Source organism: Bacillus sp. LK2 (genome assembly GCF_001043575.1).
Classification (GTDB): domain Bacteria; phylum Bacillota; class Bacilli; order Bacillales; family Bacillaceae_G; genus Bacillus_A; species Bacillus_A paramycoides.
In genome coordinates this window covers 42,954-59,498 of record NZ_LDUK01000002.1, presented here as the reverse complement: position 1 = coordinate 59,498, position 16,545 = coordinate 42,954, and the positions used below count along the sequence as shown (strand labels likewise).

General features: G+C 32.4%; 13 protein-coding genes. All 13 read right to left on the bottom strand.

The window, feature by feature from the left end; translation table 11 throughout:
* Positions 1-6: 6 nt before the first annotated feature.
* Positions 7-1,944, bottom strand: coding sequence for a lasso peptide isopeptide bond-forming cyclase (locus tag VK90_RS02190; RefSeq protein WP_025147101.1), 1,938 nt, complete (start codon positions 1,942-1,944; stop codon positions 7-9).
* A gap of 1,029 nt (positions 1,945-2,973) precedes the next feature.
* Positions 2,974-4,143, bottom strand: a complete 1,170-nt coding sequence (locus tag VK90_RS02185) for an aminotransferase class I/II-fold pyridoxal phosphate-dependent enzyme (RefSeq protein WP_048370141.1) — start codon at positions 4,141-4,143, stop codon at positions 2,974-2,976.
* 13 nt (positions 4,144-4,156) lie between these two features.
* Positions 4,157-4,789 (bottom strand): acetyltransferase, encoded by a 633-nt coding sequence (locus VK90_RS02180; RefSeq protein ID WP_025147099.1) that lies wholly within the window; start codon positions 4,787-4,789, stop codon positions 4,157-4,159.
* A gap of 13 nt (positions 4,790-4,802) precedes the next feature.
* Positions 4,803-5,399: a sugar transferase gene (locus VK90_RS02175; protein ID WP_048370139.1), complete on the bottom strand. Its 597-nt coding sequence runs from the start codon at positions 5,397-5,399 to the stop codon at positions 4,803-4,805.
* A 347-nt stretch (positions 5,400-5,746) separates the two neighbouring features.
* A complete protein-coding gene (locus VK90_RS02170; protein ID WP_048370137.1) occupies positions 5,747-7,294 on the bottom strand; it encodes a lipopolysaccharide biosynthesis protein in 1,548 nt (515 codons plus the stop codon).
* Between the two features lie 48 nt (positions 7,295-7,342).
* Positions 7,343-8,350 (bottom strand): glycosyltransferase, encoded by a 1,008-nt coding sequence (locus tag VK90_RS02165; RefSeq protein ID WP_048370134.1) that lies wholly within the window; start codon positions 8,348-8,350, stop codon positions 7,343-7,345.
* 43 nt (positions 8,351-8,393) lie between these two features.
* Positions 8,394-9,326, bottom strand: coding sequence for an SP_1767 family glycosyltransferase (locus VK90_RS02160; RefSeq protein WP_048370132.1), 933 nt, complete (start codon positions 9,324-9,326; stop codon positions 8,394-8,396).
* Between the two features lie 128 nt (positions 9,327-9,454).
* On the bottom strand, positions 9,455-10,621 hold the full coding sequence (locus tag VK90_RS02155; protein ID WP_048370131.1) for an acyltransferase family protein: 1,167 nt from the start codon (positions 10,619-10,621) through the stop codon (positions 9,455-9,457).
* Between the two features lie 71 nt (positions 10,622-10,692).
* A complete protein-coding gene (locus VK90_RS02150; protein ID WP_048370130.1) occupies positions 10,693-11,874 on the bottom strand; it encodes a glycoside hydrolase family 88 protein in 1,182 nt (393 codons plus the stop codon).
* A 20-nt stretch (positions 11,875-11,894) separates the two neighbouring features.
* Positions 11,895-13,076 (bottom strand): glycosyltransferase, encoded by a 1,182-nt coding sequence (locus tag VK90_RS02145; protein WP_048370128.1) that lies wholly within the window; start codon positions 13,074-13,076, stop codon positions 11,895-11,897.
* 12 nt (positions 13,077-13,088) lie between these two features.
* Complete coding sequence (locus VK90_RS02140; RefSeq protein ID WP_048370126.1) at positions 13,089-14,279, bottom strand: glycosyltransferase; 1,191 nt, start codon at positions 14,277-14,279, stop codon at positions 13,089-13,091.
* Between the two features lie 13 nt (positions 14,280-14,292).
* The gene (locus VK90_RS02135) at positions 14,293-15,453 is read right to left on the bottom strand and encodes a polysaccharide pyruvyl transferase family protein (RefSeq protein ID WP_048370120.1); all 1,161 of its coding nucleotides are present in this window, start codon (positions 15,451-15,453) and stop codon (positions 14,293-14,295) included.
* Positions 15,454-15,470: 17 nt separating this feature from the next.
* The gene (locus tag VK90_RS02130) at positions 15,471-16,502 is read right to left on the bottom strand and encodes a glycosyltransferase (RefSeq protein WP_025147089.1); all 1,032 of its coding nucleotides are present in this window, start codon (positions 16,500-16,502) and stop codon (positions 15,471-15,473) included.
* Positions 16,503-16,545: the final 43 nt, after the last annotated feature.

Below are 16,545 nucleotides of genomic sequence, written 5' to 3'. Positions count from 1 at the left end.
CCCCTTTCAAATATATTTTTTGATAAATCGATAAACAATAAGGCTACGCATTAAAATTCTAAAATCTGGATCAAACACGTATTCTACTCGTGGTTCTCCTTGAATTTTCAAAATCGCGCTCTTAATAATCTCTATATTAAAAAAGTTAGAGGCCACTGGGTCTTTACTAAGCTGCTGAAGTTCCTCGATAAACATTTTCCATGAAGGAATCATGCGATGAACCACATCAGCTGCCTGTATTCCCCGCACACGTTGATTTAATCTTACTTTGTCAGGAAGAAATCCTTTTGTGGACCTCCGGACAAGTGCACGATTTAAGCCATTTTGAACAAATTGTTCGAGTGGTAACGATAAACAGAATCGAATTACCCGTAAGTCATTCGTTGGATCATGCCCTTGTAAACCATAACGCAAGGAGAGCTTTGTTCCACTTGTACCCGTTGTATTCCACAAGTTTAGCTGTTCAAAATGTTTCTGCCTTATTTCATATAAATTTGGGATAGAAGCCCCTGTTACTTTCACACCATGTTCTTCAAGCTTTCTAAATACATCAGTACGTTTTGCAAGTTCTGGACTAACTAACGTTGGCAGTTCATATTGCTGTTCCGAGGAAAACATGTTTTTTATCGATGGAAATGCTTTCTCCCCTACAACTTTCAGTATTCTCGATTTTTTGACCCCAACGTTCTTACCATACAAATCAATTTCACGATAAAGCTGCAGCCAGCTGAATTTTTTAAGTAAAATCGCATAATAATCTAAAGCTGGCCCCCAAGAGATTGTGAAATTTCCTCTGGCTCCATTTAAGAGCACCCCAATCCCTTGTTGTTGGGCTTTTTCATAAATTCCTTTCACCCAGACGGAATTTTCGAAAAATTTGTATGGCATCTCCATAATCTCAAGCCAATCATCAATTTCTGAGAAAGAATTTTCTCCCGGGAAATTCAAATAATTCTCTTTAATATTCCCTACATGTTGTACTGTAGTTTGGATAAATGGCTTTTCATCAGCAATCGTATGACCACGAGTCCAATCAGTAAACCCTTCTGCAGGTACTGAGCTGAATGTATATAATTTTTTGTTTTCTTTTTGCAGGGCTCTCGCAGCAAAGCTAGCAACAGCTCCTGAATCTAATCCCCCACTTAAATGAGAACCAACGTTACGATGAGTACGTAACCTTGATGTTACCGCGCTTTCAAATACGTCCCTGAACGCCTCTTCATAATCTTCATTTGATTTGAGTTGCAACTGCTCCTCTACAAATAACGTGTCGTATTTCGCAATACTAACTCTTCCCTTAACTACGGAGATAGTATGAGAAGGCGGGACTTGCTCTATATTTTTATGCACTGTTGAAAATGCATCTATTGTATCAAGCATATTAGGTATCGCCAAATATTCAGCTAACCATTGCTCATTCAATTCCTTCCCGACGTACGGTAAAGAAAACAGCGGTTGTATGCTAGTACAAAAAGCAAATTGATTTTGATTGCGGTAAAAGTAAAAAGTCCGACTTCCTGAAAAATCACGTGCACCAAAGAGCAATTGCTTTCTCTCATCCCAAATCATAAAAGCAAAATCACCAATTAGATACTTTGGTACATGCTCTCCCCACTTTTGATAAGCGAGTAAAATCAACTTACTATCAGGCATCTCTCTTCTATGTACCTTTTCTACTTGCAATCTATCGAATAATTCATTGCGATTATCAATAATAGCATCAGCAGTTATAACCAACTGTGTTTCATAATCATAGTAAGGTAATTGTTCATTAATAGATTCAGATGTTATCCATTTTGCATGAGAGCCCAAAAAAATATTTTCCTTGTGCCATATATCGGTATTGTCACCTGGATAACGAGATAAATCCTTCATGATTCCAATCCTATGTTCAGGCGGTATCGGTTCTCCATTTAAATGATAAATTCCGGTTATTGCACTCATTTTTTTCCTCCCACTACGAGACAATTAAGGGAAAACCCGATGGATAAGAAAATTACCAGATATATCAAAAAAATGTTATTAATATACCAGAAAACCCTTTCCTCAAACTACCTCGTTTACGCATAACAGATTTTAAAACCCAACTTTATAGCCTTAAATCTTTTTTCAGTTGAAGTATTCAAGCCTTCAGGCTACCTATCCTATTGTAAACCCTTGCATTTTAATTTCCTCAAAAAAATGAACAAAGGTGTGATTCTCTTAATTCTAATCAAGATATTACCATCTCAATTTTATATGAATAAAAATCCTTGAATTTAATATATTAATAAAACGTTTATATTCTTTATAAAGAATATAAACTCAGATTAACATTTCACTATTGCATTGTCAAGTATCTATATACTCAAAAAAATGAATATTTATATATCTTTTTTAGTAACTGTAAAAACAAATAATACAGTAAAATTTTAATCGGTAGGAGGCTTTACATCCCTAACTATTAATCTCACCAATCGAGCTTTTACGAACATTCCATCTATTTTCTTAGTTTCCCTAAAATCTTAAGGTAGTGCTCTTAATGCTCATAAATAGCAGGATAAACGTTATATCTTACAAATACACAGGAGAATTTTCATCTTTTTATATTTTAAAAATTTCTGTGCTATGATATTTTATATAATTTATTATTAACCCATTAATTAAAGTTGATTTTTCACGTGTTATGTTCTCTATTACTTTATTCTCCTGCTTCTTTAATCGAAACAGGAGAATAACCTTTTTATATTCATACCATTTTCACAAAGGGGGTGATATAATATGCGTTTACCACTAATAAGAAATACCATTCGCATTTACCATAAGATTATGTACGCTTACTATTTCACTCTTTATAGGGATTGCCGTGACTTTCATTCAAAGAAAATTTTTTTCCGTAAAATGAGATTTCACAAAAACAGCACTGAATGAGATATTAAATACTCCTAGTTCATTAACACCTTTCTTAATTAAAGCTGTTTCTATTTTTTATCTTTACATGCCAGCACTTACCATCAATATATCCTTAATACATGTAATAACTCTTGTCTGATTTTTTTCTGTCATACCTGATCCAGACGGAAGGCATACGCCTGTTTCAAAAAATTTTCTAGAAACATCCTCACTCTCGCTATGCGGATAATACATTACATCTTCAAACAAAGGTTGCATATGAAGAGGCTTCCAAACAGGACGCGCCTCAATGTTTTCATTTTCCAGTTGTTTCAGTAATGCCTGAATCGGTACTCCTGTTTTTTCTTCATCTACAGTAAGAACTGTAAGCCACCGGTTTGAATAAGTATCCTCTAACTCAGGCATAAACTGTATCCCTGGAATATGAGATAATTCTTGATAATATCTATCAAATATTCGTCTTCTTGCATGTACTCTCTCTTGTAAGACCTGCAGCTGTGCTCTACCTACACCTGCTAAAATATTACTCATACGATAATTATATCCAACCTCACTATGCTGGTAGTGTGGAGCCGGATCTCTTGCTTGAGTAGCTAAAAATCTTGCTTTTCTCAATGCTTCGACATCATTCGAAACAAGCATCCCTCCACCTGAAGTTGTAATAATTTTATTGCCGTTGAACGAATAAATACCAAATTTTCCAAATGTCCCGCTTGCTTTACCTTTATAGGAAGAACCGAGCGATTCTGCTGCATCTTCTATCACTGGGATATCATATTCATTACATAACAAAAGAATTTCATCCATTTTAGCGCTTTGTCCATATAAATTTACAACAATGACAGCTTTCGGAAGTATTCCTTTCTCATTTGCATCACGTAATGCACGTTCTAAAGCTTGTGGCGACATATTCCACGTTTCAAGCTCAGAATCAATAAATACTGGTTTAGCCCCTAAATATAAAATTGGATTTGCGCTCGCTATAAAAGTAAGACTTGAACAAAACACCGTATCTCCATCTTTTACATCCAGTAAGCGAAGTGCCAAATGGATAGCAGAGGTTCCTGAACTAACTGCAGCCGCATCAAGAACTCCAACATGGGATGAAAGTTCACTTTCAAACGCATCTACATTTGGACCAAGTGGAGCAATCCAATTCATATCAAATGCTTCCCCTATATATTTTTGTTCATTACCGCTCATATGTGGAGCGGAGAGATAGATTCTTGTTTTTTCCTGTGAGTATACCACTTTAAACACTCTCCTATAATTCTTTTTTTATTACTCTAGCTGGAATGCCAACTGCCTTACAATTCGCTACAATGTCACAGATCACTGTTGCTCCGGCACCGATAACGGACCAATCGCCAATTGTGATATTTGGAATCACATTAACTCCTGCTCCTATATGTACTCCTGTTCCTACAGTAACGGATCCTGTAAGCACTGCATTTGGGGAAATATGTGCAAAATCATTTACCTTATTATCATGTTCAATAATAGCGCCTGAATTGACAATAACGTGATTCCCAATTTCAACATCTGCATTAACAATTGCACCTGGCATAATAACCGTACCAGCCCCAATCTTTGCACTTAAACTAACAATAGATTGTTTATGTATAAGCGTCGCATAGCGATGACTGGGAATCTCTAACTGTTCCATAATTATATTTCTTGTTCTGTTATTCCCTATAGCTATCACGAACTTTGTATCTACATGCTCATCCATTAACTTTACAGCTGCAGAAATAGGTCCAAAATAAACACCATCCTCAATTTTCAACTCTTTATACACATCATCTAATTGCGCAATGATTTCATAATTTCCATACGATAGGATAATATCTCGGATTACTTTACTATGACCACCTGCCCCAATCATAATTATTCGCATCCATCTCACCTCCTCAAGAATTCTTTGTACCATTAAATTTTTCCACAGTTACATGCCCAACCTGATTGATTCCTTCTGACTTAAATACTTTCTTTGCCGTTAACAACAAAATTTTCATATCAAGCCAAAAAGTCCGTTTTTTTGCATACCATACATCAAAATCAAATTTTTCCTCCCAAGAAATCGCGTTTCTGCCATTTACTTGGGCCCATCCCGTAATCCCTGGTCTGACATTATGTCGCTTGGCCTGCTCTTCTGTGTATAGTTCCAAATACTCCATCAATAATGGTCTTGGACCTACCAAACTTAAGTCCCCTTTTATAACATTAAACAACTGTGGCAATTCATCTAAACTATATTTTCTTAGAAACCCTCCGAAACGGGTAAACCTTACATCATCGGGCAACGCATTCCCCTCACTATCCTTCTCGTCAGTCATAGTTCTAAACTTATAAAGAAAAAAAGGGACACCATGCAATCCCGGGCGTTGCTGCTTAAATATGATAGGGGAACCCAACTTAATTCTAACTAAAACAGCCACTATTATAATGAGAGGTAAAAGAAACACCAATAATGACAAAGAAACGAACAAATCGAAAAGTCTTTTCATATATAATCATACTCCTAATTTGGTTTATGTATTAACCTCTACTCCATAACTGCCTAAAACTTCTATCTTCATAAAAAGCAGTCCCATTCATAGTTGAAAAATAACGAATTGATTTACTTTTTTATTTAAGGACATGTCATGCAAAATATTTAATTAAAATACTCAGTAATAAGAACACCACCATATTCAACAGAACATAGTGGTGTTTCATTTCTAAAAGATTCTTAATACTTTCCTTTTATTTACTTGCTCTTACTTTAAAGCATTATAATTTTGTGTCAATTCATTAGGCGCTGGCCCTCGATGGATTGGGTTAGTAACGGGATAATAGAAATGTAGATTTCAAATTAAAAAGTGCCCTTTTTGTTTGACTGAATTTTCACCCTCAGGTTTCCCATTATACTTTTAACAACTCCAAATAAATACTTAAATTCATCTGTCTTATAAAAAACAAATACATAAATAGCATTTGGAATTATTAAACAAATCATCCCTCTTAATATTAATTCTAGTAATCCATTATACGGAATAAGACCGCATATTAAACTTGTGATAACACAAGCTCCTAGCCCTATCATCACATAGTAAGTATATTTTAAAAAATAATCCCTAACCGGTTTACGGAATACTTTCTTATATACTAAATAAGGAGCAATCCAAAATGGAACCACTAGTGTACTTATAAGTGTTCCAATAAAAACACCTGTTATGCCCATATATTGCACCAAGACAATAGAAGCCACCAGATTCACGGCAGCCTCTAAAAAGGGCGCATACCTATCTTCATGAAAAATCCCTGATGTTGTTTTGACCATAGATATAGAACGTCTCATTCCTGATACATAAAAATTTATCATTAATATAATTAACACACTTATATCCATAATAAATTTCGAACCAATCCATAAAGTAATAAAGGGTTGCATTATAATATATAAAAATATGGAAAAAAATGAGTATATCCAAAAATTACAAAGCATAGTAACCTTAAATATGCTATAAATTTTTTCATCGCTTTCTTTTGCAACCAAATTCCCTACACTATGATTAATATTATCAAAGATTTGATTTATAAAGGTTCTACAAATGTTAATTAACATATAATAATTTGAATACAATCCAACAGCTGTAACACTGACAAAGGACGCAATTAACATGTTATCAGTACCAAAGACAATATATCCACCTATATTATGTAGCACCAAAGCCTTTACATTTTTAACAATATTACTTTTGGTTTCACTATCTAATTTGCTTGCTGCTTTATTTTTTAAAAATGGGTACATCTTATCTACCAATATAGCCAAGAACGCAGAGGTACTGATTGTTATAATAATATCGATTATTAGATATAAAATATAACTATGCGTAAAGTATAAAATTCCTATTTTAACGCAAGTAGATATAATAGATGAGATAGAATAAATCCCTGTAACAATATATCCCTTTTGACAAACATTTAAAAATGAAGTTTTATAAGAAAATAGATAAGATGAAGCTGTATTAATTAAAAATATAATATAAATAAAATGAATATTGTCTACCTTTGCATCTTTAGCGATATATCCAAGAAAAGGTAACAAAAGTAATCCTAGTAACAATACTATTAAAGCTATTGCCATATATGCCTTTCTATAAAAATTCATAAGCATATTGATTCTATCCTGATTATTTTCTGCCACTGGTTTATATAGATTATATATGATAGCAGATCCTATTCCTGCTTCAGCTAAAGATAACATTCCTAATATATTAGTAAATAATCCATTTACGCCCAGATACTCAACACCTAAATAAGTAATAAATATGGTTCTGGAAGCAAAACTTAGTAACGTAATAATAACTTGACTACCTATACCGGCTGATATATTAATTATTGAATTTTTAACTCTCATTTTTCCTCCCACTTCAGAAAGTATGAAAACACTTTCAACCCAAGGGTATTACCTGATTTCTCTTTTATATGCTGCAACTATTAAAGGGTACACTTTAAACTTTATTGCCAAATAATATATATACTCCTTAAAGTTATTGCATCGATATGAAAAACCAATTCCTTTTACACTATCTGAGAACATTTCATAATTCACTATTCTACGAAAAGCATTATTAACATCCACATTAGGATCGCTTTTCAAATTATTAATCAACAGTCTATATATATGATTTATATAATAATTAGCCATATCTTTTTTAAATTGCTTATCGTGTAGTAAACCAAATTCTTGTGAAAGTTGTCTTCTCATTTGATATTGTAAAACTAAACTGTTCTCTAAATTTGGTTTATACGGAACCCTCATTAAGCTATTTGGATTATTAATAGTATAAAAATAAAGAACTTCTGAGACTGCACATACCCTTTGTGAGTGCAATAAAAACTCTAAATTAAAAATAACATCTTCTCCAATAAACACTTGTTCATTAAATCTGATGCTTTTTTCTTTTATAATGCTTAAATTGTATATATACCTCCATGCAAAGCATAGATCATTCTTGGAATGAACATTTGGAGAGCTCAGTACAAAATCTCTCCCGTTCATAACAGTATCTAATTTGAAGTTAGGAATAATACTATTATTATTTGGAACAGTTTTGTATCCGCATATTACAGCATCACACTTTTTATCTTCCGCAATACCATATAACCTAGTAAAATAGTTTTCGCTTACCTCATCATCGGGATCTATAAACACTATATACTTCCCTGTAGCAGCTTCGATCCCTGCATTCCTTGCGCTACTCACTCCTCCATTCTCTTTATAGATTACTTTAATTCTATTATCCTTTTCTAAATATTCTTCACATATTTCACCACATTTATCTGTTGAACCATCATTGACTAGAACTAATTCAATATTGACGAAAGGCTGTTTTAAAACACTTTCAATACATCTAACTAACCATTTTTCCACATTATATATGGGAACAATAACACTTATTAATTCATGCAATCCTTTCACCTCTACATTACTTACATAAGTTAAACCCTCATGCCTATCTTATTACAGCTTTAATTTCGCTTAAATATTTCTCATCTTGAATATCGCCCACATTTTGTCCAGCACCTGCTTCACATACGTACTTATTTTCAATTTTGATTTTAGTTTTTGCTTGTCTTAAAAACCATTCGTATTCAATATCCACATGCCCTATATCAATTGCTTGATATCCCTCTTTATACAAATCATATGCTAATATAGTAGCAGTAGGCCCTATTGCTAATAGAATCAATTTAGATTTATTATTTTTTTTTGCTGCTGTTAAGATTTTATTGTAATGTAAGAATGCGTGCTCCTCTGGTACTAAAATTCTTTCAATTGATTTAGCATTGTCAAACAGATCATTTCCAATACCTAATCTACTCTTACTGCCCTCTATTAAAACTATATCCCTATCTTTCCATATTAATTTTAATAATATAAACCATTCTTTACATTTTGACTTATCTCGAAAGGGATAATAGAATCTCGATATAAAGGAATTATAATATATTTTTCCCTTCTTCAAGTCTTTATACCACTTTAATCTATATTTTGCAGTATGAAGACTCCAATAATCCTTTGGTTCATCTGCATATTTTGATAAATCTTGAAAAACATCCGGTAAACAAACTAAGAACTTCTCATCTTCACTTAGCAATATTTCTTTTAATCTTTTTGATAACAAATGATCAGCTCGTTGAAATGTTATATCTAGATTATGAATTAATTTAAATTCACCATCACCATACCTGGCTACGGAAGCTTTATCATGAATAATTTTTTTTAAAGTTTCATCTATAGATTGAATTCTAGGGGGCTTGAAAAAGCACTTCGTGAATCGATCTTTTATGATAGTTAATCGATTCAAACTCTGAATTTTCATATCGATCAATTTATTCCAAATAAAAACTAACATACTTTTTATTTTTATTTTTATTTGCACCATACCAAGCTCCTTTCTAATACTTTTCTCGATAGAGCATTAGATTATCTTTCCTCTTTTTCTTAAGAAAATTACTCTTATCCCTCTATTCACATCGTACATAATATTTATTCTTATTATTCCCCAATTTTTCAACTAGCCTTTTTTCTCAACGAAATATCGCCTCTAGAATTTTTAGTGGCAAGTTTCCGGCCTATTTTTATTGATGGAATTTCAATAAATTTATAACATAAGACCGACACAACCATAGTAAATAAGAAAGAAATTAATAAAATTAAAGGCACTGATATCTTTCCATAGAAAATATGAACTGTTGTTAATAGAACAATTGGATGTACTAAATAAAGACTATATGATATTTCCCCTATAAATTGTACTGGCTTAATCAGTAATAATTTAGAAAATAGTTTTGAACTTAGAGCGGATAGAATAATTAAAACTGCACCAAAACATATATACCAATCGATGATAATAAGATACAACTCATAATCAATTTCACCAATTAGTTTGGAAAGTAACATAAATGGGATACGTGGATAGCTAAAAAATAGAAGACCTAAAGGCAATAATATATATTTTACTTTTGAATTAATAATTTTACTCACTAAATATTCTCTATTTTTGGCTAGTAGTGCACCAATAATAAACATTGAGCTATAATGTAATGTGATAAAGTAATTGGTGGATACTGGCATATTAAATTCGCTTGGAATGTTCTTCATTAATAAATAACCAATAACTGATAAAAACATCGCTATCCCAATACTTACTTTCCAGTTTACTCTAAGTAAAAGAAAAATAATTAAAGGAAACACTATGGAAATTCGCATCTCGTGAACTAATGACCAAATCACCATAATAAACGCATCAGAATTAAATTCTCTCAAGAATAAAATATGATCCATTACTCTATTAAAAGAAACTTCTATGTTCCATGAACCCCATTGTACCAAACCAGGAATGGTACCAATTTTAGAATGAATCCCAAATTTAATTCCTATTGCAATAAAAAGAATCACAATATAAGGAATATAAATCCTACAAACTCTTTTAATAAGATACTTTAAATAATTAAATTCCGTCCCTTTATAAAAAGGCAAGGATAGAACAAATCCACTTAACACAAAAAATATAATAACAGCCGAATGACCCTGCCATAATATAGAAAAACAGGCCCCAAATGTTGAATACATTACCTTTTTACCTAATATCGGAAATAATGCTAAGAAGTGTCCTAATAGAACAATGATTGCAGCAATACCCCGAAGGGAATCCAATTCTTTATAACGTCTCGTCATAATTCTTCCCTCTGTTCTAAAATAAATTTATTAATCTAACTATTAAAATTTAGCCACCCTTATAAGGATGACTAAATTTTATAATTATTACGTAAGTTAATTATTCTAATACAAAACCCTTGTGTGAATGGCAATATATCGAATAACGTAGAATATACACCTATATCCTTCGTATCACCTTGAGAGAAGTCGACCGCTCCGTTTCTTCTTGTCACTCCCATCAAATAACCGATAGCTTTATCTGCACTTTCCAAACATTCCTTTGAAATATCTTCTATCTTTGCTGCATTCAACATAAACCATCCCAGTGTGGATGTAGCGGAAGAATCTGGTCCGCATTCGTTCCTGGTTACAGTCCAATTCCAATTACCTTGTTGTTGAAATTTCATCGTAGCTTTTGCAAATTTACGTACACTTTCTTCTAATACAGGTTTATAGCTGTTGTTTTCCGGTAATTCATTCCACGTATCTATAAGACCTATAGCAAACCATCCAAGACCTCTTCCCCAGCCATATAAACCTAGAGGAACTTTATCTTCTAATCTATAAGCATGACATGGTATATGACTTAAGTTTAACATTCCATATGTTTCATATTCTTTAATCTGCTTTACAGCCAAATCTATACACTCACTTTTGTTATACCTAATGCCGTAAGTCACTAAGAATGGACATATGAAACCAATGGTATCTACATATCGATACCCCTTCATAAACTTTCTATATTCTATCGTACCATCCTCACCTATATGTTCTTGTATCATTTCCCAAGTAGCATCCAAAGCTTTTTTATATTTATCTATCTCCCCAAAATCCAGCTTCATAATAGCATAAGCCAGTATTGCTCCATCTACATACTGAGGTTTGTGTACCCACTGACCGTTAGAATCAAATTTGGAGTTCAAAAACTTTGTGATTTCATGTTTTACTGCTCTGTCATCATTATATTTCAGGTATTCAGACAACCCTAATATTAAAGATGCTTCTTGCCAATGCTGTATAGCGCTTTTCGTATAATTTCCTTTCAGCATATCAATTATTATTAATCTTGTATTATCAGTTACCTTAATCTTTGGCGTGTTATTTAGCCATTTAATACCTATATTAATAATTGACTGATTCCATAAACTTTTATCGGTATATCTTCCTATTTTTATTCTCCCCAACCAGCTCTTGCATATAGGGACGAAATCAATCATTATAATAATTGCGATTACGGCAAGTAACACAAAGCACGCTGCCTGTATAATCATATAATTATGTCCTTTCTATACTACTTGAATAATGTATATAATTTTGTTATTTCCGACTCGGTTCCTAACTTTTCATCTGATAAGTTATTTATTAACTTATTTCTTAATTCTTCATGATGTATTAATTTTTTAATTCCCTCTGAAAGTGAGTGAGCATCCATGTCTACAATAATCCCATTTTCTTCATTGTCGATTTGGTCTTTAGCCGTACTAAAGTTTGTTACCACTATTGGTTTATGCAATATTTTTGCCTCGTCTATCGCTATAGACTTCCCTTCAAATCTAGATGGTTGTACGTATATATCTGCTACTCTTATGTACGGATACGGATTTTCTTTCAATCCTAATAATAAAAAATGGTCTTGAAGTTCGTTTTCTTCTATCATTTTTTTAAATTTATCTCGGTCTTTGCCTTCTCCGATAATGTACCACTTTATGTCATATCCATTCCCAATCAGATCCTTACATGCTTCTATGGCCAAATCAAATCCCTTTTCACTACTTAATCTTCCTACAGAAACAAGCTTTATCCCTTTATGTTCTATATCTACCTTTTCCTGTGACATTTTATTTATCGTACTTGGAGAGACTACGTTATGAATAACACCTATCTTGTTGTTATATATAGGAAATCTTTTCCTTAAAACATTGGCACATTCCTCAGACACCGTTACTATATGATTCAATGAATGAAAATAACCCATATCAATTTTAGAATCCATTCCTAACTTGTCATAATCAGTATGTATGAAACCGATTTTCTTATCGGCTTTAACCTTTTCTATACAAAAATAAACCGGATTCTTCTCTAAGTACCCAATAGCCACATCATATTTTTTATTTATAGTCTGGAGGGATTTTGATAGATATCGCCATACTCTCTGTTCACAACGAGCTTTGTTTTTCTCACTTTTAAATATGTAACCTGCACAAATCCTTGAGAAGGCTATATCTAATCTTCCTTGTCGCAAACATTTAATGGTGGCTGCTTTTATTGGCATATCAAAATATTGATACTCAGCAGGTTCGTCCAATATATTCACGTGCTTAGGGATTTTATTTAAAAATAAACCTTCGTGCTTAAATAAAAATAAATCCACATTATAGCGAGAGTAATCCATCGTATGTAACAGAGAAATTAATGATTTCTCAGCCCCACCACAGTTCAAATTATTAATAACAAATAATACGTCTTTTTTCATAATAATCACCTTTTAAAGAATTCCGTAGAGCTTATTTATTTCTTTTTCGGTTCCTAACGTTTCTGTAGATAAATTATTTACGATTCTTTCCCTCAATTCTATATCTGTGATAAGCCTTTCAATTTCAGTTGCAATTCCTTCTTCAGACATCTCGGTAATAATTCCGTTTATTCTATGATCTATTTGATCTTTTGCAGTTTCAAAGTTGGTCACTACTATCGGTTTACACAGTATCTTTGCCTCATCAATTGCTATAGACTTACCCTCATACCTAGATGGCTGTACATATACATCTGCTTTTTGTATATAAGGATATGGATTTTCTCGAACACCTAAGATTTTAAAATGTTGGGATAGATGATTATCTTCTATTAAACTTTCTAATTTATCTCTTTCATCCCCATCCCCTAGTACATACCACTTTATCTTGTATCCTTTTTCTAGAATTAACTTACAAGATTTCACCGCTAAATCTAAACCCTTTTCATGACTTAATCTAGCGACAGTAATAATATTAGTATAATTTCTATCAAACAAACTATCATCTTTTATATCTTCTTTAGATAAATCATATATAATCCTAGGGGCTACTATATTATATATAACCGTAACTTTATTTTTTAAATGTGGAAAGTTTTCCTGTAACGATTTTGCACACTCTTCTGAAACCGTTATTAGATTATCTAGTTGTTCAAAATATGGATTATCAAACTGACGATCCATACCTGAATTCGAGTAGTTTGTATGTATCCATCCGGCCTTTTTTTTCGCATTCACTTTATCAACTACAAAATATATTGAAGACTTCTCAAGATAACCAATCGCTACATCGTACTCTTTCCTTAAAACTTCAAATGACTTACTTTGATATCCCCATGTATACTGTTCTGAAATAGCAACATTCTTTATCAATCTATTCTTAATGGTGAACATCAATCTCGAATATGCCAATTTAATTTGCCCATTCTTTAAAAAGCCCATTATTGAATTTTTAAGGCTCGATGCAAATATTTTATAATCACTTGGCAAATCTAATATATCTACTTCTCTTGGTATTGAATTCATGAATGTTCCTGTTTTACTAAACAAAAATAAATCTACATCATATAAACTGTAATCTATTTGTGATAGTAGATTTATCAAGCTTTTCTCTCCACCACCAGTAGATAAACTAGGCATAACAAATAGTAGTTTTTTTTTCATAATATACCCCAAATTAATTAGACAATTCTTTCAAATACTCTACTGCTTTGTAGGACATTTTCTTTACATTAGGTATAGATTGTCGTAGCTTTTGCCTTATCTCCCCTTCCTCTCGTACCATCTCATCAAATCTTGCTTTTAATTTATTACTATCAGATATCTCCTCTATATCTAAAACTAATTTTTCTTCCCCAAATATATCTTTAGATATCCCTTTGGACTTTACACTATATCCCAATACCATAGTCGGAATAAAACTAGAGTAAGCAGCTATAGTTGCATGCGTTCGAGCTCCTATAAAGAAACGCATTCTAGCTATATATCCCTTATACTGTATTGCATTTAGGTTATCTGGTAACAGAATCACTCTGCCTGTGTCCTTAAATTCTTGGTAATATTTGTAGAGAACTTCGTAATCATTGTTCCCATCTTCAATAACGTGAGGTGTAAGAGCAATCGTCATATCTGTAGTATTTAATATATGATTAATTAACTTTCTTACCGCAACTTGAGAATTCTCATTTCTATTCCATACAAGCGGGCTAAAATTAAGACCCATTGTATTTCCTTCCTGCCATCCATTAGGCAACTCCAATTCTTCTTTTTCCATTGTAAACGCAGCATCAGCACACAATTGAACGTTATTTAATCCTTGTTTTTTTAACATATTATAGGTAAGACTTTCGCGTGCTAATATTAAATCAAAGAGCTTTAAATCTTCCAACTTTCTTTCAGACATATCCTCTTCTCCTATAGAACATCCCCATAGTACTAGCTTTTTCCCCTGCATTTTTACTCTTCTATCAATCTCATACCACCCAGGTTGCTCTCCATAGCAATAATTATCCCCTCCGATAGATAAACATACATCGGAACTTTTTATATGCTTTATTATGTTATGATGAATTTTCCCTAATGCATAAGATTCATCGTTAAAGAGTTTTACTTTAACTGAGGACAATAACCAATCATATGAATATTTTTTCAGACTGCGGCTAGAGCCATCATATATATAATCTAACTTATTGATTACCTTATCTGTTTCAGGTCTATCTGATGCCAAACATACTTTTGCTCCATCTATTTTTTCTTTTATAATATTTGTAGAAGCTCGAACTATCGCTTCGCACCCTCTATTCAAACTGCCCCCATGGGCAAACATCATAAACTTCACACTAAATTCCTCCAGTTTTATTTATTTCTAAGCCTGCTGTAAGAGACTGCGAAGTATAACCCCACAGTAGATTTTCTTTTAATCATATTTATTAAAAATTTCTCATATCTACCAAGCTTGCTATAAGTTACTTCACAATATAGTGGCAATGCCTCTCTAACATATTTATTACATATCATGTTTTTTATGTATTCATATCTCTCACTAAACCGTATTTCCTTAGACGGTTCAAAATAAATATATACGTAGGAAATTACACTATTTATAAACTTTCTTGATTTCAATTCACGTATCTTTGCCTTATCGATCTTTTCGATGTAAATTTTCGGCAGTTCCATATTATATACTTCCACAGCTCGCTTGAAATAATCTTTTTTTGAGATATCCCGAGTTGCGCTACCCGCTACATCCCTATAATAATACCCCGTGTAATCTATATATTTCATATTAGTTGCATTACTAAAAAATTGAATATTAAACATTCCATCTTCTCCTAATGCAACCTTCTCTGGAAACTTCACATTATTTTTCGTTATTATGCTATTTTTATAAATTTTGTTTACAGCAGTATTTAAATTATCGCTTTTAAGAAAATAGGGTAATATCTCCTTATTTATATATTCTTTTTCCAGAACAATATTAATTGGAAATGGATATTCAATTGTTACCTTATGCCCTTCAATCTCACTTCTTAAATTTGATATAATTACATCACAATTGCTTTGTTTTGCTGAATTATACAGAGTTTCATACATATCCGCTTCTACATAATCATCAGCATCAACAAATCCAATATATTCACCATTAGCTATAAGAATTCCTTGATTCCTTGCAATACTCACACCTTGATTTTTTTGATTTATAAGTATAATCCTGTCATCTAGTGCCCTATACTTTTCAATAATCTCTACACTATTGTCCGTTGAACCATCATTGATAAAGATAAATTCGCAGTTATGAAGCACCTGATTTAACAGTGATTCTATACACCGAGTAATATATTTACCAGCATTATAAACCGGTATAATTACACTGACATTTCTATTCATGAGCAAATCACCCCTTTGCTTCGAATCTCTTATACTTTCATTT

Coding starts and splice junctions, on each gene's coding strand:
- VK90_RS02190 (WP_025147101.1), bottom strand. CDS start 1,944: ATGAGTGCAATAACCGGAATTTATCATTTAAATGGAGAACCGATACCG.
- VK90_RS02180 (WP_025147099.1), bottom strand. CDS start 4,789: ATGCGAATAATTATGATTGGGGCAGGTGGTCATAGTAAAGTAATCCGA.
- VK90_RS02175 (WP_048370139.1), bottom strand. CDS start 5,399: ATGAAAAGACTTTTCGATTTGTTCGTTTCTTTGTCATTATTGGTGTTT.
- VK90_RS02170 (WP_048370137.1), bottom strand. CDS start 7,294: ATGAGAGTTAAAAATTCAATAATTAATATATCAGCCGGTATAGGTAGT.
- VK90_RS02160 (WP_048370132.1), bottom strand. CDS start 9,326: ATGGTGCAAATAAAAATAAAAATAAAAAGTATGTTAGTTTTTATTTGG.
- VK90_RS02155 (WP_048370131.1), bottom strand. CDS start 10,621: ATGACGAGACGTTATAAAGAATTGGATTCCCTTCGGGGTATTGCTGCA.
- VK90_RS02150 (WP_048370130.1), bottom strand. CDS start 11,874: ATGATTATACAGGCAGCGTGCTTTGTGTTACTTGCCGTAATCGCAATT.
- VK90_RS02145 (WP_048370128.1), bottom strand. CDS start 13,076: ATGAAAAAAGACGTATTATTTGTTATTAATAATTTGAACTGTGGTGGG.
- VK90_RS02140 (WP_048370126.1), bottom strand. CDS start 14,279: ATGAAAAAAAAACTACTATTTGTTATGCCTAGTTTATCTACTGGTGGT.
- VK90_RS02130 (WP_025147089.1), bottom strand. CDS start 16,502: ATGAATAGAAATGTCAGTGTAATTATACCGGTTTATAATGCTGGTAAA.